The following is a 22,047-nucleotide window of genomic DNA, read 5'->3' on the forward strand; positions in this document are numbered from 1 at the left end:
TTACGTGAAAACTTAAGGCATTTTTCCCGATACTCAGCATCGGCTCTTTACTTTAAATCTGGAAATCTAGTGATTAAACCAAAAGATCATGCAAAGTTAGCAGCAATTGCTCAGACTCAAATTGGGCTTATTCCGACAAATTTGCTAGGTTGAATTCACTTCTGAAGCTCAGCACAATAATCATCAGGTAGATTTAAATTGAATCTCATTGATTGAAATGGTGCATCGATGTCTCAGCAGGCGAATTCTTTAATTCAAAAATACAATGTACCAGGTCCACGCTATACCAGTTATCCAACCGTGCCGTATTGGGAGGAAGCTGAGTTTTCATTGCAACAGTGGAAACAGGGATTGAAGCGTTCATTTGATGAGACCAATCACAGCGAAGGCATCAGTCTGTACATCCATCTACCATTTTGTGAAAGCTTATGTACGTTTTGTGGTTGCCATAAAAAAGTCACAAAAAAACATGAGATGGAGCTGCCTTATATTCAGGCGGTGCTGAAAGAATGGGACTTATATTGTCAACTCTTGGTTGATCGGCCAATAATTAAAGAAATTCATTTGGGCGGTGGAACGCCTACTTTCTTTTCTCCTGAGCATCTCACCCAGTTGATTCAAGGCATTCTAGTGCATGCTGATATTGCCGATACACATGAATTTAGCTTTGAAGGGCATCCGAACAATACCACACGTGAGCATTTACAAGCTTTGTATGATGTTGGTTTTCGACGCGTAAGTTATGGAGTGCAGGATTATAATGAGAAGGTGCAAAAAGCCATCCACCGTATTCAGCCCTTTGCACATGTTGAACAAGTGACACAGTGGGCACGTGATATTGGCTATACCTCTATTTCGCATGACTTGGTTTTTGGTTTGCCATTTCAGGATTTAAACGACGTGTTGCATACCATTGAACAGACCAATCGTTTGATGCCAGATCGTCTAGCCTTTTATAGCTATGCACATGTACCATGGATTAAGGGCAATGGTCAGCGTGGTTTTAAAGATGCCGATGTCCCGAAAGATGATTTAAAGCGTCAATGCTATGAAGAAGGTAAAAAACAGCTACTGGCGCAGGGCTATCATGAAATTGGGATGGATCATTTTGCATTAACCCAAGATCCGATGTATCAAGCTTTTCAGCAGGGCAGTTTGCACCGTAATTTTATGGGCTATACCGCATCGAAAACCCAACTGATGATTGGTCTCGGCTTATCTTCGATCAGTGATAGTTGGTACAGCTTTGCACAAAATGAAAAGAAAATTGAAGACTATTATGCACGTTTAGAGCAAAACCAAATTCCTGTTTATCGAGGTCATGTGCTGACTGAAGAAGACTTGATTATCCGTAAACATATTCTGAATTTGATGTGTACATTCCATACTTCGTGGGCAAATACAGACATGCAATTTCCAGAAATTGATGAAGTGGTTGCACAATTAACAGAAATGCAGGCGGATGAATTATTAGAGTTGGGTGATCAGAGCATCCAAATTACCGAAAAAGGCAAACCTTTTGTACGTAATATCTGCATGGCTTTTGACTTAAGGTTAAAACGCCGTGTGCCGGAAAATCGTATTTTTTCGATGACGATTTGAATTTCCCCTAACCCCTCTTTAAATAAAGAGGGGAAAGCCTCCCTTTACAAAAGGGAGGTTTGGAGGGATTTATAGATGGAGAATTTAAAGGACTTTTAAAAATCGTCCTTTTGATACATATGCGACATACGATCATGTTTGGTTTTTAAATATTGTTCGTTAAAGGGATTTAAACCCACAGTCAGCGGAACACGATCAACGACATTCACACCTTGCTCTTGGAGCGCTTCAATTTTTAATGGGTTATTAGTAATGAGACGCACAGCCGTAATGTTGAGATGATTCAACATGATAGGGCACATATCATAACGACGTGCATCGGCAGGAAGATCCAATAATAAATTGGCATCCACTGTGTCATGGCCTTGGTCTTGTAGGGCGTAAGCACGGATTTTATTGGTTAAACCAATACCGCGACCTTCTTGACGTAAATATAAAATCACCCCTTGACCCGCTTCATTAATTAATTTTTGGGTGGCTTGAAGTTGTGGGCCGCAGTCACATTTGAGTGAAGCGAAGGCATCACCTGTCAGGCATTCGGAGTGGATACGAACTAAAACAGGTTCAGTGGGAGCTTGTTCTAGTCCTTTAGAGAGTGCGACGTGTTCTTCACCGGTTTCAGGATCCTGAAAAACCGTAATATTGAATTCACCAAAAGCGGTCGGTAATCTTGACGTTGCGACAAATTCTATAGGCACTGCTTAACCCGTTTATTCGATTATAAATTGGCTAAAGTATAGCGTAATGCTTGGACATTGGTAGAATTGCAACGACGAATTTATGCAGAACATTTTCTTTTTTGTATAAAGCGAACGATAATAGTTGATAAATAGGAAGATTATTCAGGATAATCTGACTCATTCAAAATCTCCCCAACGAGATCATTGCTAAAAATTACATCGCTACAAGTTTGGCTGATTGTAAGGTGATACAATTCGACGATATGATCGAGTTACCCATTTAGACCGAGCTTAGGAATTTGCCAGGCTTTAGAAGGCTTTGCCACATTATGCTGTATAAAGAAATACCATTTCAACGCCCTGTAACACCGTTGCTGGATACGATTAACCATCCTCAACAACTTCGTTTACTCGAGCGCAGCCAATTAGAGCAAGTGGCGGATGAGTTACGTCAATTTATTTTGTATGCGGCCGGACAAAGTGGTGGGCATTTTGGTGCCAATCTTGGGGTGATCGAATTAACCGTGGCATTGCATTACTGTTTTGATACGCCACGTGATCGTCTGATTTGGGATGTGGGTCATCAAGCCTATCCGCATAAAGCCTTAACTGGTCGTCGTGAACAATTAGTGACGATTCGTGCCAAAGATGGTTTGGCTGCGTTTCCTGCCCGTGAAGAATCTGAATTTGACACCTTCGGTGTAGGCCATTCATCAACCGCGATTTCTGCTGGTCTTGGGATGTCATTGGCACGTCGCTTCAAGCAAGATCCCTGTCATGTGGTTGCAATCGTGGGTGATGGCGCGATGACAGCGGGCATGGCTTTTGAAGCCATGAACGATGCGGTGGCACACAATGCTGACCTCATGGTGGTATTGAACGACAACGATATGTCGATCTCATGCAGTACAGGTGGTTTTGCTAAGCATTTGGCTGCGATTTGGGAAAGTGGTCAATCGGTGAATATTTCTGAAAATGGCGAAGCTTATATTCAACCTCATCCTGAATGGGCGTATAACTCACGCCTACATTGTGCTGCGACCGATGCTGCAGATAATCTATTTAAAGCCATTGGTTTTGACTACTTTGGTCCTTTTGATGGGCACGATGTTGAACAATTAACACATGTGTTTGAAGCCTTAAAAAAACGCAAAGGCCCACGTTTAGTGCATGTCTATACCAAAAAAGGTAAAGGCTTTGCACCTGCCGAAGCAGATCAAATTAAATACCATGCCATCAGTAAACTGAATGCACCTGCTGCTGTGGCAACTGCACCGAAATATTCAGATGTTTTTGGTCAGTGGTTATGTGATGAAGCTGCACAGGATGATCGTTTATTAGCGATTACTCCTGCGATGTGTGAAGGCTCAGGCATGGTGCAATTTGCAAAGCAGTTCCCTGAGCGTTTTTTTGATGTTGCTATTGCAGAACAACATGCGGTGACTTTGGCTGCGGGTATGGCCTGTGAAGGGGTAAAACCGGTTGTTGCAATCTATTCAACCTTCTTACAACGTGGTTATGATCAACTGATTCATGACGTCGCTTTGCAAAATCTTGATGTGACATTTGGTATCGACCGTGCAGGTTTGGTTGGTGAAGATGGTCCAACGCATGCCGGTGCTTATGATTATGCCTTTATGCGTACTGTGCCAAACATGGTGATCATGGCGCCGAAAGACGAAAATGAATGTCGTCAAATGTTGCATACGGCTTATTTGTATAAAGGCCCAGCGGCAGTACGTTACCCACGAGGTAATGGACTAGGTGTTGAGATTCAGCAAGAGATGACCGAGCTTGAAATTGGCCGTGGTGAAGTTCTTGCAAACTTCAATGTTCAGCAAGATGCAACAATTTCGATTTTAGCATTTGGTAGCCGTGTTCAGGCAGCGGTTGAGGCGGCTGAAGTATTGGCTGAAAAACTGGATGTTGCAGTTCGTGTGCTAAATATGCGTTTTGTAAAACCATTAGATACACAGTTGATCGATCAAATCGCGGCAAGCACGCAACTATTTGTGACAGTTGAAGAGCATGCAGTGATGGCGGGTGCGGGTAGTGCGGTAAATGAATATTTAGCGCAGGCTAGTATTGTTAAACCGATGCTGAATTTAGGTTTGTCAGATGAATTTATGCATCAGGCGACACATGCTCAAATGCTACAACAAGCTGGACTAGATGCTGAAGGCATTATCACTTCTGTGACACAAAGCTGGATAAAGCATAAGTCAACTGTAGTTTGCTGAATTTCTAATTTTTAGAAACATTTTTTCCCTAAAAGCCCTTATATTTGATAAGATATAAGGGCTTTTATGCATTATTCTTTATCAGTATCTTCAAATTTGTAGTGGGTGTTCAATGGAACCTATGGTGGTTATGGCTGCGCGTGCGGCTCAATTAGTTGGTCAAGAGCTTTTAAAAGCGCATCAAAATCGTCATAAACTCGATCTACAAGTCGAAGAAAAAGGAATTGATGGACCAGTAACGCGTGTAGACCGTTATTTGGAACAATTGACTATCGATACCCTACGTAAAAGCTATAAAAATCACAGTTTCCTAGGCGAAGAGTTTGGTCTTCAAGAAGGTAAAGGTCATGACGCTGATTGGTGTTGGATCATCGACCCACTTGATGGCACATTAAACTTCGTTAATGGTGTTCCACATTTCTGCATCTCTATCGCAGTTCAACATAAAGGTGTAACTCAGCACGGTGTTATTTATGACCCTGTGAAAGATGAGTTGTTCTCTGCAAGCCGTGGTCGCGGTGCGATGATGAACCAACGCCGTATTCGTGTAAATGTAAAAGACAGCTTAGAAAACACTTTCCTTTCAGTGGGTCATGCGTATCGTAAAATTCGTAATGGCGAAGTGGTTTCTTATGCGAAAAACCATTTCAACTCATTGTTAAATGTGACTGAAGCCGGTGCTCAATACCGTCGTTCAGGTTCTGCTGCTCTTGATCTAGCATATGTTGCTGCAGGTCGTTTCGATGGTTATTTCGAACTTGGTTTGAAACCATGGGACATCGCTGCGGGTGAACTTATTGTAAAAGAAGCGGGTGGTACTGTGGTTGATGCTCGTGGTGGTAACGACTCAATGGACAATGGTCAAGTACTTGCATGTTCTATGAAAATGCTTAAACCACTTATGCAAGCTGTTGTTCCAGCTTGGGGTGAAGCAGCTAAATAATAGAACACTTAGTTCGAGTTTATTGACAGAATAATGAAATAAAGCCCTCTTTATGAGGGCTTTATTTTTGTCTAATCGGTCAAAAATAAAGGCTTAAACACCTATAATTTAAAGCTTCTTACAAAAAATATTCTGAAGTTGACTAAAACAGGTGACATTTAAAAACTTTCTGCTATAATCCCCGCACGCACTAAATTTCGTTCATTACCTGAACATTCTCTTCTATCATTGTGTATGCGCGTTCCGGTCCAAAGAGAGGACGATATTTCGCGCCCCACCCAATCGCTAAGCGATTCCTTCAGGTTGCGGCTGTAATCATGTGTGCGTTATACACATCGTCGTTCTCGGATCGCCGCTGATTCTATATTTTCAGCGTTTTTTGCTGTGCCGCTTTTTGCCGATGTCCATCTGAATTTATATTTTTAATGGAGCACCCATTTTTGGGGTGAAATACTCTATGAGCAAAACTTTTGCTGATTTTCCTTTACATGAGTCGTTACAACTAGCATTACAAGGTCTAGGTTTTACTACTCCGACTCCAGTGCAAGAACAATCAATTCCAGCTGCATTAGAAGGTAAAGACCTTCTTGTATCAAGCCAAACTGGTTCTGGTAAAACTGCTGCATTCTTACTCCCAACTGTGAATGCTTTGGCTGGTCAAGACACTTTGATGTCTTTCAAAGAGCGCATGAAAGCGGTAACTGCACCGTCTATTCTTGTACTTTGCCCTACACGTGAATTGGCTCAACAGGTGAGCCAAGACGCAATTGCTTTAGTACGTCATATGAAAGGTGTTCGTATTGCTGCAATTATGGGTGGTATGCCTTTCGGTAAACAAATTCAACAGCTTAAAGGTGCACAAGTTGTCGTAGCGACTCCAGGTCGTTTACTTGACTTGGTTAACCGTCGTCAAATTAAACTAGACAACGTTGATGCGTTAATCGTTGACGAAGCTGACCGTATGCTTGACTTAGGTTTCTCTGAAGACCTAGAAGCGATCAGCGACTTGGCTGCTAACCGTAAACAAACATTAATGTTCTCTGCAACATTTGCGCCGCGTATCATTACACTTGCAGAACGCATGATGAATGATCCACAGCGTATTGCGATTGAAACTGGTCACTCTACAAATACTGACATTACTCAGACTCTTCATTGGACTGACGGTTTCGAACACAAGAAAAAACTTTTGACTCACTGGTTATCTGATGAGTCTGTAGATCAAGCAGTTGTATTCGCATCTACTCAAGAAGATACAGATATGTTGGCTGAAGAACTTGCAGAAGCAGGTCACTCAGTTGTCGCTCTTCACGGTGCAATGCCACAAACTGTACGTAACCGTCGTTTACGCAGCATTCGTGAAGGTCGTGCAAAAATCTTAGTTGCGACTGACGTTGCTGCACGTGGTCTAGACGTACCAACAATTTCTCACGTAATTAACTTCGGTCTTCCAATGAAGAACGAAGACTATGTACACCGTATCGGTCGTACAGGTCGTGCGGGCCGTACTGGTAACGCGATTACTTTAGCGACTTACCGTGAACGCGGTAAAATCCGTGCTTTAGAAGACTTCTTAGATGCACGTTTAAATGTATCTGAAATTGAAGGTCTTGAGCCATCTCCACCTCCTGCACGCGGTAGCCGTGATGGTGGTCGTGGTCGTCGTGATGGCGGTCGCGGTGGTCGTGGTGGTTTCGGTGGCGGTCGTCGTTTTGAAGGTGAGTCAAACTTCAAACGTCGTGAAGGCAACCGTGATGGCGAACGTCGTTCATTCGGTGGCGAAGATCGTCCACGTCGCGAATACAACAACGATCGTCCACGTCGTGAAGGCGGTTTCGAAGATCGTCCACGTCGCGAATTTAACAACGATCGTCCACGTCGTGAAGGCGGTTTCGAAGATCGTCCACGTCGTGAATTTAACAACGATCGTCCACGTCGTGAAGGCGGTTTTGAAGATCGTCCACGTCGCGAATTTAACAGCGATCGTCCACGTCGTGAAGGTGGTTTTGACCGTCGTTCTAACGATGACAACCGTGGTAACCGTGTAGATTACAAACCAGCTCGTGAAGGTTATGGCGATCGTCCAAAACGTTCATTTGGTGAAGATCGTCCACGTCGTGAATTCAACGGTGACCGTCCTCAACGTTCATTTGGTGAAGATCGTCCAAAACGTTTCGGCGATGACCGTCCAAAACGTTTCGGTGATGATAAACCACGTGGTGAACGCACTTTCGGTGAAGACCGTCCACGTCGTAAATTCAATGACTAATTGAATTTCGAAAGAAATATCGAAAAAACCGGTGGAAACACCGGTTTTTTTTATGGATTTAAATTAGCTTTTTAATCAGAAAAATGTATACTTGATCAAACTTTATGTGTTTAATGATAATTAATATGAACGGAAACGCGTTGGCAAATATGCGTACAGTGATGATCGAGGTACTTATGCCTTATATCGGTTTGACACTCTTATTGTGTAATATCGTTTACTATATATACAATTATTTTAACTAAATTCTTCTATTGGGTTGAAAACACCCTCTATAAAATCGCATTAATAATAAAAAACAATTTACCTGATGGAATGCAGAGATATGCGCTCATGCAATGGTAACATTTTAAACTTCAATCCTTTATAGTATGCATGCTGAAAAAAATGCAGGAAAATCCTCAGCTATGAATAATCAAACGTCTTCTCAGACTCAGGCACTGATCGAAGTGAAAAACCTGAGTTTTAAGCGAGGAGAGCGCGTCATTTATGACAATGTCAGTTTAAAAATTCGTCGTGGTCAGATCACTGCAATTATGGGTCCATCTGGTACAGGTAAAACGACTTTACTACGTTTAATTGGTGGTCAATTGACTCCCGATAATGGAGAGGTGTTGCTTGATGGGCAAAACATTGCACAAATGTCACGTCAGGAGCTCTTCACTGCGCGTGCACGTATGGGGATGTTGTTCCAGAGCGGCGCATTATTTACGGATATGTCGGTATACGAAAACGTAGCCTTTCCAATTCGTGCGCATACCAAGTTGCCAGAGCATTTGATTGCTGAAATTGTGGCGTTGAAATTAGAGTCTGTTGGTTTACGTGGTGCAGAACAAATGATGCCCTCTGAACTTTCAGGTGGTATGAATCGTCGTGTGGCTTTGGCTCGTGCTATTGCACTCGATCCTGAGTTAATCATGTATGACGAACCCTTTGCAGGGCAAGACCCGATTGTGATGGGGGTTTTAACTCGTTTGATTCGTTCGCTACGTGAAGCTTTAGATTTAACCACGATTATTGTCTCGCATGATGTGGCTGAAACATTATCAATTGCAGATTACATCTATGTGGTGGCTGAAGGGAAAGTGCAGGGCGAGGGAACGCCTGAGCAGTTAAAAGCACATGCCTCGCCGTTTGTGAAGCAGTTCTTGACGGGTTCGGTAGAAGGTCCGGTCGATTATCAATTCAGTCATCAGCCCTATTTAAATCATGAGGTTCGTTCATGAATGCTATTGCCGCATTAGGTAGACGCGTCATTGAACGTGTTCGAGGAATCGGCGTAGCAACCATTATGTTGCTGCAGATTCTTTTTTCCATGCCGACTTTACTTGGCGTGAAATTGTTTATTTATCAGATGTACCGTGTTGGTGTGCTTTCATTACTGATTATTGTGGTATCTGGCTTATTTATTGGCTCGGTACTGGGTTTGCAAATGTATAGCATTCTGTCGACCTTTGGTAGTGAAGCAATGCTCGGTACCGCCGTTGCACTGACGTTACTGCGTGAACTTGCACCTGTGGTGGCGGCTTTACTCTTTGCAGGTCGTGCAGGCTCTGCTTTGACGGCTGAAATTGGTTTGATGAAAGCCACTGAGCAGTTGTCGAGTATGGAAATGATCGGGGTCGATCCATTAAAACGAGTGATCTCGCCTCGACTTTGGGCCGGTATTTTTAGCTTGCCAATGTTGTCGGTGATTTTCGCTGCGGTCGGCATCATGGGCGGTAAATTGGTGGGTGTTGATTTTCTGGGTGCAGATGAAGGCTCTTATTGGAGTGGCATCGAGAACAGTGTGCAATTCTTTAAAGACGTCTTTAATGGCACCATCATCAAAAGTTTTGTTTTTGCATTAATTTGTACTTGGATTGCGGTCTATCAGGGTTATGCCTGTGTCCCAACTTCAGAAGGTATTGCAACGTCGACCACACGTACTGTCGTGTATTCTTCGTTGTGTGTTTTAGGTTCAGATTTCGTGTTGACTGCGGTCATGTTCGGAGGTATTTAATGAAATCACGTACGAGTGAACTGGCCGTCGGTTTTTTTGTCATTCTGTTTGCTATCGCTATTTTCTTCTTGGCGATGCGTGTGAGTGGTTTGGTCGGCAATAACATCGAAGACAGTTATGAATTGACCGCGACATTTGAAAATGTAAACGGGATTAAACCCCGTGCCAAAGTCACCTTAAGTGGTGTCAAAGTTGGTCAAGTGGAATCATTGAAACTCGATCCTGTGACGCGCTTAGTGACAGCACATCTGATTATGGATGGCTCATTAACCTCTTATAACGCAGAACAGTTAAAAGAAGTGCAAAAGAATGCACTCGAAGAACTGCGTTACACATCAGACTATGAAGCAGCAACACCTGCGAAACAAAAAGAAATGGAACAGCAACTGATTGCTAACATGAAATCCATCACCAATATCGATGAAGATGCTTACATTATGGTGGCAACCAATGGTTTATTGGGCGAGAAATATTTGAAAATTGTACCGGGTGGTGGTGTCAACTTCTTAAAACGTGGTGACCAAATTGGTAATACCCAAGGTACGATGGAAATCGAAGATTTGGTGTCTAAATTTGTGACCGGTGGTGCAGGGAACAAATCTGACAACACAGCAGATGCTGAACAAAAAACAGAAGCTGCTGACACAACAACGGCAGACGAACCTGCATTTGTTGAATAATTTTTAGGAGAAATTAAGTGAACACATTGTTAAAACATACGCTTACAGCAAGTATCTTATCAACTATGATGGCAGGTACAGCTTTTGCTGCTCCAAGCGAAGCACCACCTGCATTTGTAAAAAAAGTGGCTGATGGCCTCATTACACGTTTAAAAGCAGACCACGCAAAACTACAAAATAACCCTGCGGCTGTGAAAACGATTGTTCGTCAAAACTTAGACCCGTATATCGATTCACAAGCGTTCACACGTATCGTGATGGGTACGTATGCAACGAATCAATACAGCTCAGCGGCTCAACGTGCGCAGTTTGAACGTAACTTCCGTGCAACACTGATCGAAAACTATGGTTCAGCTTTTGCCAAGTTTAGTAACCAAACATATAGTATGCGTCCATATAAAGCATCGAACAGTAAGAACCCTGTTGTAACGATTGATTTCCATAACAACGGTGAAAAAATTCCAGTTTCTTTCCAGTTGGCGGATAAAGGTTCACAATGGAAAATCCGTAATATCAATGTTTCGGGTATTGACCTAGGCTTACAATTCCGTAATCAGTTTGCGGCGACTGTAAAACGTAATGGCGGTAACATTGATAAAGCAATTGCGAACTTCAAACCTGATGCTGATGCAGCATTAGACAAGAAAAAATAAAATAGGTGATGTGTGATTAAACTTCATCAACAAGAATTGATGGTTTCAGGCAAAATCGATTACAACAATGCCGAATTGTATTATCAAGACGGCTTGAAATTGATTCAACAACAGCAAGCTTTTCCCTTAGTGGTCAATCTTGCTGAGCTTGAGCATGGCAGTACTTTGGCTTTAGCTGTTTTGGTCCGTTGGTTACGTCAAACGCCAAAAGCGCAAGGTTTACAGTTTAAAGCAGTCCCTGAAAAAATGATGAAGATTATTCAAGCCTGTCATCTTGAGCATGACTTGCAATTGATCTAAATAAAAAAAGCACCATAAGGTGCTTTTTTTATTTTAGCGGGATAAGAAACTCTCGCAAGTCTACGCAATAGGAACGGATTAAATCCATTTCTTCCAGCGGAAGTACATCAATGGGCCAATAAAGAATGCCACGATGATTAAGCTGACCACGATAAAACTGGTTGTACCATGCGCGAATGGCAGTACATCGGTGTTCATTCCATAGACGCTAGCTACTAACATCGGTGGCGCAAGCATACTTGGTAAAATCGAGAATCGACGAATTGTATCGTTCTGTTCGGTGTTAATGAACCCAGAAGTGGTATCCAGTAAGAATCGAACCTTTTGGAACAAGAAGGCATCATGCTCAACAAGAGAGCGCACGTCTTCACTGAGTTCTCGGATGTCGGCATCATAAATATGACTGCCCAAGGCGCGAGGACGTGATAGGAAGGTGAGAACACGACGTAAATCGATCAGACACAGCTGAGCTTTCCCGAGCATATCTTCTAAATGCGCAAGTCGGGTAATCATGTCATCTAAGTCTAAAATCATCTCACGATGACGGTTATTCAGTACTTCTGTGGAATACTTTTCTAAGTCCTTGTGGATATCTTCCAAGATATCCGCAAGTTCATCGAGTTTGGCTTCTAAAAGACCCAATAAAATCCAAGTTGGATCTTTATAGTCAATTTCATAATCGTTACGACGCGCGCGGGCACGAAAGGCACGGAAAGCCACCAGCTTTTCACCCCGTAAAGTGAATAAGCGCTCTTTATGCAAAATAAAGGCAACTGTCTGCACGGTAGCTAAGGTGCTAGCATTTTCTTCGGGTTCGCCATCGACCTGAAAATTTTTATTTTTCGTTAAAAAATAGGTGCTGATGTGCAAAATACCGTCGTCATCACGGTAGAATCGTGCACTCGACGAAATATCTTCTAATGATTTTAATGTGGGTAAATTTTGATCATAGGCATCCATAATCCATTGCTGTTCTTCCTGAGACGGGGCAATGAGATCGAGCCAGACTAAATCCTGATGTAAATCGAAGTCACCATTGATGGTGACATCTTCTAAGCTACCGCGCTCTGTCGCGTAAAAGGCTTCAAGCATGTTGTCTTTTCCCCTTACGCAGTAAGTTAAAAATGAATGGGTGTATTTTAGACAAGGATTTGCTGAAAAACACTGTTCTAATGCTTAATTTATGAAAAAATCTGTTTAAAGTTGATTTTTCCAGCATAGCGTTCCTGATCTGATGGTGATTATAAATGAAATCTATCGCAATTTTCTGTGGTTCCGCCCTTGGTAACAATCCTGCCTATTTACAGGTGGCTGAAAAAGTCGGTCGTCATTTAGCGGCCCAAGGTATTACATTAGTCTATGGTGGTGGTCGTTCAGGTTTGATGGGGGTTGTGGCAGATAGTGCTTTGCATGCAGGCGGGCAAGTCATTGGGGTGATTCCAAAAGTCCTGGTCGATAAAGAATTGGCACATCCAGATTTAACCGAATTGCATGTGGTAGAAAATATGCAACAACGGAAAACTAAAATGTCTGAACTCTCGGATGGTTTTGTGGCGATTCCAGGTGGAGCAGGGACTTTAGAGGAAATTTTTGAGCAGTGGACGTGGGCGCAATTGGGCATTCATTTAAAGCCATGTGCCTTTCTCAATGTAGATGGTTTTTATGACGATTTATTGAATTTTCTGAAAACAACTGCAGAAAAAGGCTTTACCCATCCACGTTTTATCGAAGGCTTAATTGCAGAAGATAATATTGAAACGATTGTTGAGCAGTTTCAACATTTCACTGCGCCAGAGCCGAAATGGGGCATGGTTGAACGTACAGCCTTTATCGCCGATTTGGAACAAGATAGATGAAAATTATCACTGTTGCCGCAGCCATTATTTTAAATGAACAGCATGAACTTTTAGTGGTTCGTAAAAAACACACGGCATTCTTTATGCAAGTAGGTGGAAAATTAGAACCCCATGAAGCTCCTGAAATCACCATGCTACGTGAAATTCAGGAAGAAATTGGCTGCGCTGCGCAGATTGAACAATTCATTGGCCGTTTTGAAACGGCCGCTGCGAACGAAGCAGATCATCTACTGGTGAGTTATGTCTATCTGGTCCAGTTGCAAGGTGAACCGAAAATTGATGCGGAAATTGCAGCGATGCAATGGGTCAGCTTGGATGATACACAAACAAAACTCGCCCCTTTAACACGTGAGGTGGTGATTCCTTGGGTGAAGCAGCAGACTCGATCTCTTGCTGAAAGCTAAACCGCTTCGCTTGTTCATTTTCTTTAGAGGTTGATGTTTGAAACTAAGGCTGTGCCGCAGCAATGCATGCGGCATATACCTGCGTGCAATGTAGCTGATGTAACAGCTTGCTTAATGCATGGATTGAACTCCCTGTGGTGACTACATCATCGATAATGAGGACTTTACGGAAACGGCGTTTTTCAGTTGGGTTGATAATAAATTGCTGTTCGATATTTTCTAGGCGTTCTAGCCGACTTAAACCTTTTTGAGCGTGCTGTGCTTGACGAATCACTGGTTGCCAAACAGGGATGCGCAATTGCTTTGCCATCATGTGTGCAACGAGCAGCATTTGGTTGTATCCACGGTCCTTGAGGCGTTCAACTGAAATAGGCATGGGAACAATGGCCTGAACTCGAGCTAAGCGCATGCTTAAAAGGCTCTGTGCCAGTACATTTTGATAGTGCAATTGTTGCTCATACTTATAGCTTTGGATGATGCGATCTATTGGAAAATCATAGTGAAAGGCACAAGAGATGCTGTGTTCATGGCGATTAACCATTTGTTTAAACCAAGGCAGTTGTGCCCAGCAGTCGGTACAAAGCGAATGATGTTGTTGTCGATCGATACCGCAGAGCAGGCAAGGGGAAACGTTCTGTATTCCTTTTTGGATGAAGTGTTGGATAGATTGGAGCATGTTTTTATTCTAATCATTCTTTTTTGAGTATTTTGCACAGTTCGTGGTGAAGTGCAATCACAACACCACAGCAACCTGTTCGACAAGCTTATTGGTTCAAGCCAATCTGTATAATTAGGATGATCGATCTGTCATCCTAATAATTATTATACATAGGCGTATCGAGGAGCTTCCGGCAGCCATCGTTTTAAAAGCGCTTGAGCCTGTGCAGGATAGTCATTCAGGACTTGTTGAGCCACATAGTGAGCCTGATTGAGTAAATGGTCATCTCGCTCTAATTTTGCTACACGAAAGCCCATATCGCCCGTTTGTTTAGTGCCGAGGAGTTCACCGGGGCCGCGAATTTCCAAATCTTTTTCAGCAATAATAAAGCCGTCATTGGTCTCGCGCATGATACGTAAACGCTCTTGCCCATTTTGCGATAAGGGATTTTTATACAGCAAGGCACAGAAACTGGCTTTGGCACCACGTCCTACACGACCACGTAGCTGATGCAATTGTGAAAGCCCTAAACGCTCTGCATTTTCAATTACCATGATTGAGGCATTCGGGACGTCAACACCAACTTCAATCACTGTGGTTGCAATCAGTAATTGCAATTCATTATTTTTAAATTGCTGCATCACTGCTTGTTTTTCATCGGCCTTCATTTTGCCGTGAACAAGACCAATATTGAGGTCTGGAAAGCGTTCTTTAATTTCATTAAAAGTCGCTTCAGCGGCCTGAGCATCTAAAGTTTCTGATTGTTCAACTAAGGTACAGACCCAATAGGCTTGTTTACCTTCAGCACAATTGCTGGCAATCCGCTGTAGCACTTCTTCACGACGGTCAAGTGGAATAGTGACTGTTTGAATCGGTGTACGACCGGGTGGCAGTTCATCAATGACGGAGGTATCTAAATCGCCATAAGCCGACATGGCCAAGGTACGAGGAATAGGGGTTGCTGTCATCACCAGTTGATGCGGTGTCATGCCATTGATACCTTTGTTTCGAAGTGCTAAACGCTGATCGACACCAAAACGGTGTTGTTCATCAATAATCACTAAACCCAATTTGGCAAATTGAACATTGTCTTGAAATAAAGCATGCGTGCCGACCACTAAATTGGCTGAACCATCTTGAATACTTTGTTCTGCCGCAGCTCGAGCTTTACCTTTTTGCTTGCCTGAAAGCCAAGACACGGTCAGCCCCATCGGCTCAAACCATTTTTTGAAATTTAGATAATGTTGTTCGGCCAAAATTTCTGTCGGCGCCATCATGGCCACTTGCCAACCTTCCTCAAGCGCATGACAGGCTGCAACGCCTGCAACCAATGTTTTACCTGCACCTACATCGCCTTGTACGAGTCGCAGCATAGGTTTGTTCTTTTTCAGATCGACCGCAATTTCTTTGGACACACGTTTTTGTGCGCCGGTCATTTCAAATGGCAGCGTACTTAAAAGTTGTTTGGTGAAGTTCTTACTTGCAGAGAAAGACGGTGCTTCGATTTGTTGAATATAAGCACGGCGGCTAAGCAAACTGACCTGATGGGCAACCAATTCTTCGAAAATTAAACGTTGCTGTGCAGGATGAGAACCTTGGCTCAGTTGCAACATATTGGCATCGACAGGGGGATGATGAATATAGTCCAAAGCCTGTTTTAGTGCATAGCCATTGGTGAATTTTTCTGGCAATAATTCAGGTAAGTCATCACTATATAACTGTAGTGCTTGTTTGACATATTCACGCAGTTTGGACTGCGTTAAGCCTTCGGTTGCGGGGTAAATCGCAGTGAGTTGGGTTTGTGGTAAAGGTGTGTGTTCAGTAATCACCTGTAGTTCAGGATGATACATTTCTAAGCCACGAGCACCAACACGGACTTCACCAAAAATCCGTAAACGATTCCCTGGTTTCACCCGATCAGTAATGCCTTTGTAAATATGGTAAAAACGTAAAGTAACTTTGCCACAATCGTCATCCAGTAGGGCAGCCATCGATTTACGCTTTCCGGGTGGAAAGTCGATACTTTTGACCGTGCCTTCTAGTAAATAACTTCGACCCACGGTCAATTGGTTCATGGGGATGATCGTGCTACGATCTTCATAGTCGCGTGGCAGATGAAACAAAAGATCATCTGTCGTGAAAATATTTAGTTTTTCAAGTAAAGCAGCGGCGGCATTGCCAACCCCTTGCAATTGATGGACGGCAGCCATGTCCCCTCAACTTCGGTTTATATGATCTAAATGGATCAGTTCTGAGAATAGGTCGTTTGATGCATATTCTATTTATCGGTTATGGTAAAACATCGCAACGTGTTGCTAAACAATTATTTCAGCAAGGTCACCAAATTACCACAGTGAGTCGTAGTGCGAAAGAGGATGATTTTGCAGAACATTTAATCCAAGATGTTCACCAACTGGATTTATCGCAGGTTCAACCGATTGATGCTGTCTATGTTCTTTTGGCTCCTGCACGTCATGCTCAATTCAATGCTGTGGATGCTTATCGATACACTTATGTCGATTCTGTACAGCCGATTGTTCAAGCATTAGCAAGTCATCCAATACAACGTTTAATCGTGGTGTCGTCCACTCGTGTCTATGGTGAGCATGCGGGGGAGCGCATTGATGATGACACTGTGCCACAACCGATCGATGAGCAGGGGATGTTGTTACTTGAAATGGAGCATCACTACTCACAAGCATTTCCTACCGAATGCGTGATCGTACGTCCATCTGGGATTTATGGCACATCGACAACACGAATGCAGAAACTGGCAGAAACGACTCATCACTATCCAAATATCCATTGGTCAAATCGAATACATATCGATGATTTGGCAAAATTTCTGTGTCATCTACTTCACGTGGAACATCATGAAAAATCATATATTTGTACTAATAACCAACCTCAACCTTTGCATGAGCGAATCTTGGATTTGCAAAGAGCTATGCATTTACCCGAATTGGTTTTAGAGAGTGAAGTAGAAACAGGTAAAAAAATTTATGCAATGCGGATGATGGAGAGTGGTTTTAAGTTAGCGCACGATTGATTGTGATGTGTACTGTAAAATTGGGGGGATGTATAAAATTCAGTGTAGCTTGGTGAGTATTAAAAGAAATTCTATAAATGAATAAAATAGGTCTTTTACAACATGTATTGTTCAAATTTTCGAATGGATCTCAAAGGATAAAATTTAAATAATGACAAAATCATTTGCTGAACTTACTCAGAATCTACCCCCATAAACCGATTTTGGAAAAAGCTTTGAGTTATTTTGAGAATTTACCAAAGATCGCGATTGATTGTGGTTGTGGTGCAGGAAATGAATCATCATTTCTACTCCGTCATCATTTTAAAGTATATGCATTTGATCCATCTGTTGACGCTAAAAATATCTGTCTAAGTAAATTTAAAGACAATAAGAATTTTTTATTTTCTAATCAGGCCTTTGAAGACTATAGCTTTCCTAAAGCTAGTTTAATTATTGCTTTATTCAGTTTATTTTTTTGTTCTACGGATTCGCTTGAAAGTGTTTTAAAGAAAATGCAGGAATCCTTAAGTGAGCAAGGCATCTTACTCATACAACTGTTAGGGAAAGATGATGATTGAGTAAATAATTTTTCTGAAAAATTTATAGGTTTTGAACAGGAAGAACTTAAACAATTGTTTGATGCGGACTTTGATATTATTTATATCAATGAATTTAAAGGCAATAAACCGCTAGCCAATGGAACTCCAAAATTTTGGAATGTACATACCTTAATTTTAAAAAAGAAAATATTAAATACTTTTGTATAGTCCAAAAAAAAGAGACAAGCTTTTTACAACTTGTCCCTGATTTTGCTCATCTTCTTCCGCTTTTATGGCGAAAAAATCAGAACGGTTTATTTTTTCTTACGTTTCAAACGTTTTTTAGCTTGTTCAGCAGCCACTTTATCAAGTGCTTCTTTTAACTCTTCATCACTAAAGGTTGTAATGTGCTGCAACATTTGCAGGGTCACATCATCCAAAACGAGGTTGGCATATTGCGCAACATTTTGGAAATTTTCATCAAACACAATGGCATTGTTTTCATTGGTGCTGATATAACCTTGTTGGGTTAAGACTTTAATAAAGCTTTGGAATAAGGCCTTATCAAAGAACTCTGGCGAGTTAAATTCATACAACACAGATAGACGTTGACCAACCAAGTGACTGAGTTCTTCAACCTGACGCGTCGAGATATTGCCTGAACCACGTTGTGTGATTAAAGCCAAAGTCATGTAGTAACGTTCTAGACTTTGCATCACAGGTGCAGCCAAGACCACTAACTGATTGTGCTGCTCTGAGTTAGGCGCAGGGGAGATCAGGTTGCCTTCTGCATCTTCAGAAATTAGCTTGGCTTTGATCAGTACTTCTGCATACGCACAGATCTGATCTTTAATCTCTTCATCATTCCACTTGAGGAATAACTCAGCTTTTAAGAACGGATACAGTGTACGAATGACATTAATCAAATCACCACGGCGAATAGAACCATTATGTTCAACCAAAGCGGCAATGAGTGATGGCAAAATAAATGCGTGCAGGATGTTGTTACGGAAGTAGGTTAACAGCACCGCTTGATTATCAGCAATGGCAATAATATCGCCAAGGACATGATTAACACGTTTGATCAGCTTGAGTTTTAAACCATAAGCAATGATTTCTTTACCTGACAGCGGTGTCACTTGCATGCGCTCATCGTAAGGTAAGGCAGTTAAAAGATCGCGATAGGTATCTAACTGCTTAATGCAAATCTCTTCATCTAAAGTATGTTTAGATGTTGCCAATAAAATCAGTGAAAGCAATGAAACTGGGTTCACCACTGCTGCACGGTTAATATTTTCTAAAATCACGTGTGCAGAACTGTTAATGGCATCCGAAACTTCTGGCGGAATTGGGTCGTCATTTTTCTCGATTTTGATGTTGCTTGCATTATGCTGTTTCAACATATCATCAAGGAAAACCGGCTCACCAAAATTCAAATGAACTTTACCGAAAATACGTTCAATCTTACGCAGGGTTTTCATAATCCCGATGATTGATTCGCCTTCTTTTGGCTTACCATTCATTTCACCAACGTAGGTCGCACCTTCCATTAAACGCTCATAACCAATATAGGTCGGTAAGAACACGATCGGTTTGGCTGGATTACGTAAATGACCATGGACAGTCATGGCGAGCATGCCGGTCTTCGGTGGTAATAAACGACCGGTACGTGAACGCCCACCTTCGATGAAGTATTCCAGCGGCGTATTACGCGCCAAAATACTGTAGAGGTATTCTTTAAATACGGTGGTGTAGAGACCATTGCCACGGAATGAACGACGAATAAAGAACGCGCCGCCGCCACGTAAAATTTGCCCGACAAATGGCATGTTTAAGTTATCGCCCGCAGCAATGTACGGCACCATCAAGCCACGTTTATAGATCACATATGACAATAATAAATAGTCGATATGACTACGATGGCATGGGGTGTAAATGATCTCGTAGTCTTTGGCCAGTTCACGAACGGTACTGAAGTTATGCACTTCGACGCCATCATAAAGCTGTGTCCACAGACGAGTCAGTGCTAAGTCAGCAAAACGTACTGTTGATGCAGAATAGTCAGAAACGATTTCATTTAAATAACCAATCGCACGACGTTCAGCTTCAACCATACTGATTTTACTGCGAATGCTTTCACGACGAATCGCATCTTGCACATCCGTAGATTTGATCAGGCCGTGCATCACATTACGACGGTCAGATAAATCCGGCCCCAAAACCACTTCACGCTGTGCATCTAAATAATCATTCAGTGTGCTGACAATATAAGTCGCAGGTGACAGGTTCGGATGTGTAGTTTTGGCATATTCAACCAAACGACGCAAAGACTGTGGTTCATGGAATTCAAGGTACGATTGACGACCGTGCAAACCAATATTGACCAGCTGCTTCACTTTGCTTGGTGTAGACCATGTATCGGTAAATAATAATTTAAACCAAGAATCTTCTTTATCGGGTTCACGGCCCCACAGCACGGTTACAGGAACGAGCTCAACATCCGCATCAGGATTTTTTTCCAAAACCTCAATTAAACGTAATAAACGAGGTGGAAAGGCATGTGGCGGTGGATTGAGTAAATTGTCTTCATCATGATGTTGTAAAAACACCACAGAGGCTTTTTCTGTTTGCGTACCCACTGTCATTGGGTCGAGTGCAGGGTGTAGCTTTAAACGACGGGTTTCACCGTCGACAATTAAAGCATTACTCCGTGAATGATTTTGCAGAACGTAGCAGGTAATTTTCGTTGTCTGTACGCCGGTATCTGTATCGGTTTCAGTCACTACAGGTTCTACAGGGACTTCACCTAAAACATGCGGTGTTACCACAAGGTCAAGCAGTTTACTCGAAAGCTTTCGATACATCTGACCAAAGCCGCTCTTGGACATACAAACTCCTACTTTTCATGACCAAACCACAGAGATTCTGAGGGGAATCTATTCTGCGTAATTGTACTTAAAAACTGTATGTCATTTTCTGACAAATTGCATAGATATTGTAAGATTTTATCGTTAAAAAACGTATTTTTAGCAGTTATATTGCATCAGCAAGGTGACAGATCAGTCAGCGAATCTTTAGGGTTTTAGTCTGGATTTATGGCAAAATGGAAAATATATTTAAACATCTGTTGATGTTGCCTGCATTAGCTTAATCCCGAATGATAGATAGGTTTGTTATGAATGCCTTAACACAAGAGTTGGTTGATTTACTCAGTCTTGAAAAATTAGAAGAAAATATTTTTCGTGGGCAAAGCCGAAATTTGGTCGGGAAACGTGTCTTTGGCGGACAGGTTTTAGGTCAGGCGCTACGTGCGGCATCTTATACGACAGATCGACCTGCTCATTCTTTACATGCCTATTTCTTATTTGGCGGTGATATCAATGCACCAATCGTTTATGAAGTGGATCGTATTCGCGATGGACGAAGTTTTGTGAGTCGTCAGGTTCGTGCGATTCAACATGGTAAAACCATTTTTATGTGTATGGTGTCATTTGCAGAGCAAGAAGAAGGGTTGAACTACCAAGTTGCAGAGCCAGAATATCCAGCTGTAGAGGATTTAAAATCTGAAGCTGAGCTAAAACGAATGATGGTGGAGTTTGTCCCTGAAAACGTCCGTGCGTCTTTTATGCGCGACCGTCACGTAGAAATTCGCCCGATTGATCCACAAAACCCGTACCAACCGCAGCCTGCTGCGCCATCGTATGCACACTATATTCGTACCCATGATACGATTGCTGCCGATGTTGATGACATCTCTTTACATCAGGCTATTGCGGCATTCTATTCAGACTTTACGCTGATGACGACTGCACTACGTCCACATGGTTTAAGTTATTTATCACCAAGTTTGCAGTGTGCGAGTATTGACCATGCCATGTATTTCCATAAGCCATTCCGTGTGGATGAGTGGATGCTTTATGACATGGATGCCACCGTCAGTGCCAGTTCACGTGGTCTAAATTTCGGTCGCATGTGGCAAAACGGTGAGTTGGTCTGTAGTACGACACAAGAAGGCTTGATCCGTTTACGCGAAATTGAAACCCAATAAGTTTTGAGCACTATGTGTTAAGTCGTAAAAGCTGAATACTGGAAAAAACCGAATCTTCTGATTCGGTTTTTTTATGTCCGTCAATTTTGGGTTATGCAACTACTCACGGAATCGAGTTATCTTATTAGGGTGCAGTACTAAT

The 22,047-nt window shown here is 42.3% G+C and carries 19 protein-coding genes; 14 read left to right on the forward strand and 5 right to left on the reverse strand.

Annotated features, from left to right (window positions below; genetic code table 11):
* Window positions 1-228 precede the first annotated feature (228 nt).
* Window positions 229-1,602: an oxygen-independent coproporphyrinogen III oxidase gene (gene hemN, locus AC25JC_RS02905; RefSeq protein WP_180115989.1), complete on the forward strand. Its 1,374-nt coding sequence runs from the start codon at window positions 229-231 to the stop codon at window positions 1,600-1,602.
* Window positions 1,603-1,697: 95 nt separating this feature from the next.
* Here hemN and ribA read toward each other — a convergent pair whose 3' ends face one another.
* Window positions 1,698-2,300, reverse strand: a complete 603-nt coding sequence (gene ribA, locus AC25JC_RS02910; RefSeq protein WP_168379100.1) for a GTP cyclohydrolase II — start codon at window positions 2,298-2,300, stop codon at window positions 1,698-1,700.
* Window positions 2,301-2,611: 311 nt separating this feature from the next.
* Here ribA and dxs point away from each other — a divergent pair, with 311 nt between their 5' ends.
* The 8 genes from dxs to AC25JC_RS02950 all read left to right on the forward strand — a co-directional run bounded on the left by dxs (window position 2,612) and on the right by AC25JC_RS02950 (window position 11,369).
* The gene (gene dxs, locus AC25JC_RS02915) at window positions 2,612-4,522 is read left to right on the forward strand and encodes a 1-deoxy-D-xylulose-5-phosphate synthase (protein ID WP_486923420.1); all 1,911 of its coding nucleotides are present in this window, start codon (window positions 2,612-2,614) and stop codon (window positions 4,520-4,522) included.
* A gap of 112 nt (window positions 4,523-4,634) precedes the next feature.
* A complete protein-coding gene (locus tag AC25JC_RS02920; RefSeq protein ID WP_078189303.1) occupies window positions 4,635-5,465 on the forward strand; it encodes an inositol monophosphatase family protein in 831 nt (276 codons plus the stop codon).
* 457 nt (window positions 5,466-5,922) lie between these two features.
* Window positions 5,923-7,734: a DEAD/DEAH box helicase gene (locus tag AC25JC_RS02925; protein ID WP_078189302.1), complete on the forward strand. Its 1,812-nt coding sequence runs from the start codon at window positions 5,923-5,925 to the stop codon at window positions 7,732-7,734.
* Between the two features lie 407 nt (window positions 7,735-8,141).
* Window positions 8,142-8,960, forward strand: coding sequence for an ABC transporter ATP-binding protein (locus AC25JC_RS02930; RefSeq protein WP_078192847.1), 819 nt, complete (start codon window positions 8,142-8,144; stop codon window positions 8,958-8,960).
* Entirely contained in the window at window positions 8,957-9,736 is a 780-nt protein-coding gene (mlaE, locus tag AC25JC_RS02935; RefSeq protein WP_078189301.1) for a lipid asymmetry maintenance ABC transporter permease subunit MlaE, read from the forward strand. Before AC25JC_RS02930 ends, mlaE begins: the two co-directional genes overlap by 4 nt.
* Window positions 9,736-10,416, forward strand: coding sequence for an outer membrane lipid asymmetry maintenance protein MlaD (gene mlaD, locus AC25JC_RS02940; RefSeq protein ID WP_180093012.1), 681 nt, complete (start codon window positions 9,736-9,738; stop codon window positions 10,414-10,416). The genes mlaE and mlaD overlap by 1 nt, the downstream gene beginning before the upstream one ends.
* A 17-nt stretch (window positions 10,417-10,433) precedes the next feature.
* Window positions 10,434-11,069, forward strand: coding sequence for an MlaC/ttg2D family ABC transporter substrate-binding protein (locus AC25JC_RS02945; protein ID WP_078189299.1), 636 nt, complete (start codon window positions 10,434-10,436; stop codon window positions 11,067-11,069).
* Between the two features lie 39 nt (window positions 11,070-11,108).
* Window positions 11,109-11,369 carry an STAS domain-containing protein gene (locus tag AC25JC_RS02950; RefSeq protein ID WP_218945760.1) on the forward strand — a complete coding sequence of 87 codons (261 nt, stop codon included), beginning with the start codon at window positions 11,109-11,111 and terminating at the stop codon, window positions 11,367-11,369.
* 78 nt (window positions 11,370-11,447) lie between these two features.
* Here the strand turns inward: AC25JC_RS02950 and AC25JC_RS02955 are convergent, their stop codons facing one another.
* On the reverse strand, window positions 11,448-12,461 hold the full coding sequence (locus tag AC25JC_RS02955; RefSeq protein WP_078189297.1) for a CorA family divalent cation transporter: 1,014 nt from the start codon (window positions 12,459-12,461) through the stop codon (window positions 11,448-11,450).
* Between the two features lie 155 nt (window positions 12,462-12,616).
* Here AC25JC_RS02955 and AC25JC_RS02960 point away from each other — a divergent pair, with 155 nt between their 5' ends.
* Both AC25JC_RS02960 and AC25JC_RS02965 read left to right on the forward strand, forming a co-directional pair.
* A complete protein-coding gene (locus AC25JC_RS02960) occupies window positions 12,617-13,225 on the forward strand; it encodes an LOG family protein (protein ID WP_180035650.1) in 609 nt (202 codons plus the stop codon).
* Window positions 13,222-13,629, forward strand: coding sequence for an NUDIX hydrolase (locus AC25JC_RS02965; RefSeq protein WP_180173244.1), 408 nt, complete (start codon window positions 13,222-13,224; stop codon window positions 13,627-13,629). The genes AC25JC_RS02960 and AC25JC_RS02965 overlap by 4 nt, the downstream gene beginning before the upstream one ends.
* A 43-nt stretch (window positions 13,630-13,672) precedes the next feature.
* Here AC25JC_RS02965 and AC25JC_RS02970 read toward each other — a convergent pair whose 3' ends face one another.
* Together AC25JC_RS02970 and recG are read right to left on the reverse strand one after the other, a co-directional pair.
* Complete coding sequence (locus AC25JC_RS02970) at window positions 13,673-14,305, reverse strand: ComF family protein (RefSeq protein WP_486923421.1); 633 nt, start codon at window positions 14,303-14,305, stop codon at window positions 13,673-13,675.
* A gap of 146 nt (window positions 14,306-14,451) precedes the next feature.
* Entirely contained in the window at window positions 14,452-16,497 is a 2,046-nt protein-coding gene (gene recG, locus AC25JC_RS02975) for an ATP-dependent DNA helicase RecG (protein ID WP_486923422.1), read from the reverse strand.
* A 59-nt stretch (window positions 16,498-16,556) separates the two neighbouring features.
* Here recG and AC25JC_RS02980 point away from each other — a divergent pair, with 59 nt between their 5' ends.
* Window positions 16,557-17,336, forward strand: coding sequence for an NAD-dependent epimerase/dehydratase family protein (locus tag AC25JC_RS02980; RefSeq protein ID WP_486923423.1), 780 nt, complete (start codon window positions 16,557-16,559; stop codon window positions 17,334-17,336).
* Between the two features lie 215 nt (window positions 17,337-17,551).
* Window positions 17,552-17,896 carry a class I SAM-dependent methyltransferase gene (locus tag AC25JC_RS02985; RefSeq protein WP_486923424.1) on the forward strand — a complete coding sequence of 115 codons (345 nt, stop codon included), beginning with the start codon at window positions 17,552-17,554 and terminating at the stop codon, window positions 17,894-17,896.
* Between the two features lie 275 nt (window positions 17,897-18,171).
* On the opposite strand, the gene plsB is transcribed toward AC25JC_RS02985, so the two are convergent.
* On the reverse strand, window positions 18,172-20,745 hold the full coding sequence (gene plsB / locus AC25JC_RS02990) for a glycerol-3-phosphate 1-O-acyltransferase PlsB (protein WP_078192465.1): 2,574 nt from the start codon (window positions 20,743-20,745) through the stop codon (window positions 18,172-18,174).
* A 287-nt stretch (window positions 20,746-21,032) separates the two neighbouring features.
* Here plsB and AC25JC_RS02995 point away from each other — a divergent pair, with 287 nt between their 5' ends.
* Window positions 21,033-21,905, forward strand: coding sequence for an acyl-CoA thioesterase (locus AC25JC_RS02995; protein WP_486923425.1), 873 nt, complete (start codon window positions 21,033-21,035; stop codon window positions 21,903-21,905).
* Window positions 21,906-22,047 lie beyond the last annotated feature (142 nt).

The organism is Acinetobacter sp. P37 (genome assembly GCF_057480965.1).

Bases quoted from the DNA above. Each gene is read 5' to 3' on its own strand.
- hemN (WP_180115989.1), top strand. From the start codon at position 229: ATGTCTCAGCAGGCGAATTCTTTAATTCAAAAATACAATGTACCAGGT.
- dxs (WP_486923420.1), top strand. From the start codon at position 2,612: ATGCTGTATAAAGAAATACCATTTCAACGCCCTGTAACACCGTTGCTG.
- AC25JC_RS02920 (WP_078189303.1), top strand. From the start codon at position 4,635: ATGGAACCTATGGTGGTTATGGCTGCGCGTGCGGCTCAATTAGTTGGT.
- AC25JC_RS02925 (WP_078189302.1), top strand. From the start codon at position 5,923: ATGAGCAAAACTTTTGCTGATTTTCCTTTACATGAGTCGTTACAACTA.
- AC25JC_RS02930 (WP_078192847.1), top strand. From the start codon at position 8,142: ATGAATAATCAAACGTCTTCTCAGACTCAGGCACTGATCGAAGTGAAA.
- mlaE (WP_078189301.1), top strand. From the start codon at position 8,957: ATGAATGCTATTGCCGCATTAGGTAGACGCGTCATTGAACGTGTTCGA.
- mlaD (WP_180093012.1), top strand. From the start codon at position 9,736: ATGAAATCACGTACGAGTGAACTGGCCGTCGGTTTTTTTGTCATTCTG.
- AC25JC_RS02950 (WP_218945760.1), top strand. From the start codon at position 11,109: ATGGTTTCAGGCAAAATCGATTACAACAATGCCGAATTGTATTATCAA.
- AC25JC_RS02955 (WP_078189297.1), bottom strand. From the start codon at position 12,461: ATGCTTGAAGCCTTTTACGCGACAGAGCGCGGTAGCTTAGAAGATGTC.
- AC25JC_RS02960 (WP_180035650.1), top strand. From the start codon at position 12,617: ATGAAATCTATCGCAATTTTCTGTGGTTCCGCCCTTGGTAACAATCCT.
- AC25JC_RS02965 (WP_180173244.1), top strand. From the start codon at position 13,222: ATGAAAATTATCACTGTTGCCGCAGCCATTATTTTAAATGAACAGCAT.
- AC25JC_RS02970 (WP_486923421.1), bottom strand. From the start codon at position 14,305: ATGCTCCAATCTATCCAACACTTCATCCAAAAAGGAATACAGAACGTT.
- recG (WP_486923422.1), bottom strand. From the start codon at position 16,497: ATGGCTGCCGTCCATCAATTGCAAGGGGTTGGCAATGCCGCCGCTGCT.
- AC25JC_RS02980 (WP_486923423.1), top strand. From the start codon at position 16,557: ATGCATATTCTATTTATCGGTTATGGTAAAACATCGCAACGTGTTGCT.
- plsB (WP_078192465.1), bottom strand. From the start codon at position 20,745: ATGTCCAAGAGCGGCTTTGGTCAGATGTATCGAAAGCTTTCGAGTAAA.
- AC25JC_RS02995 (WP_486923425.1), top strand. From the start codon at position 21,033: ATGAATGCCTTAACACAAGAGTTGGTTGATTTACTCAGTCTTGAAAAA.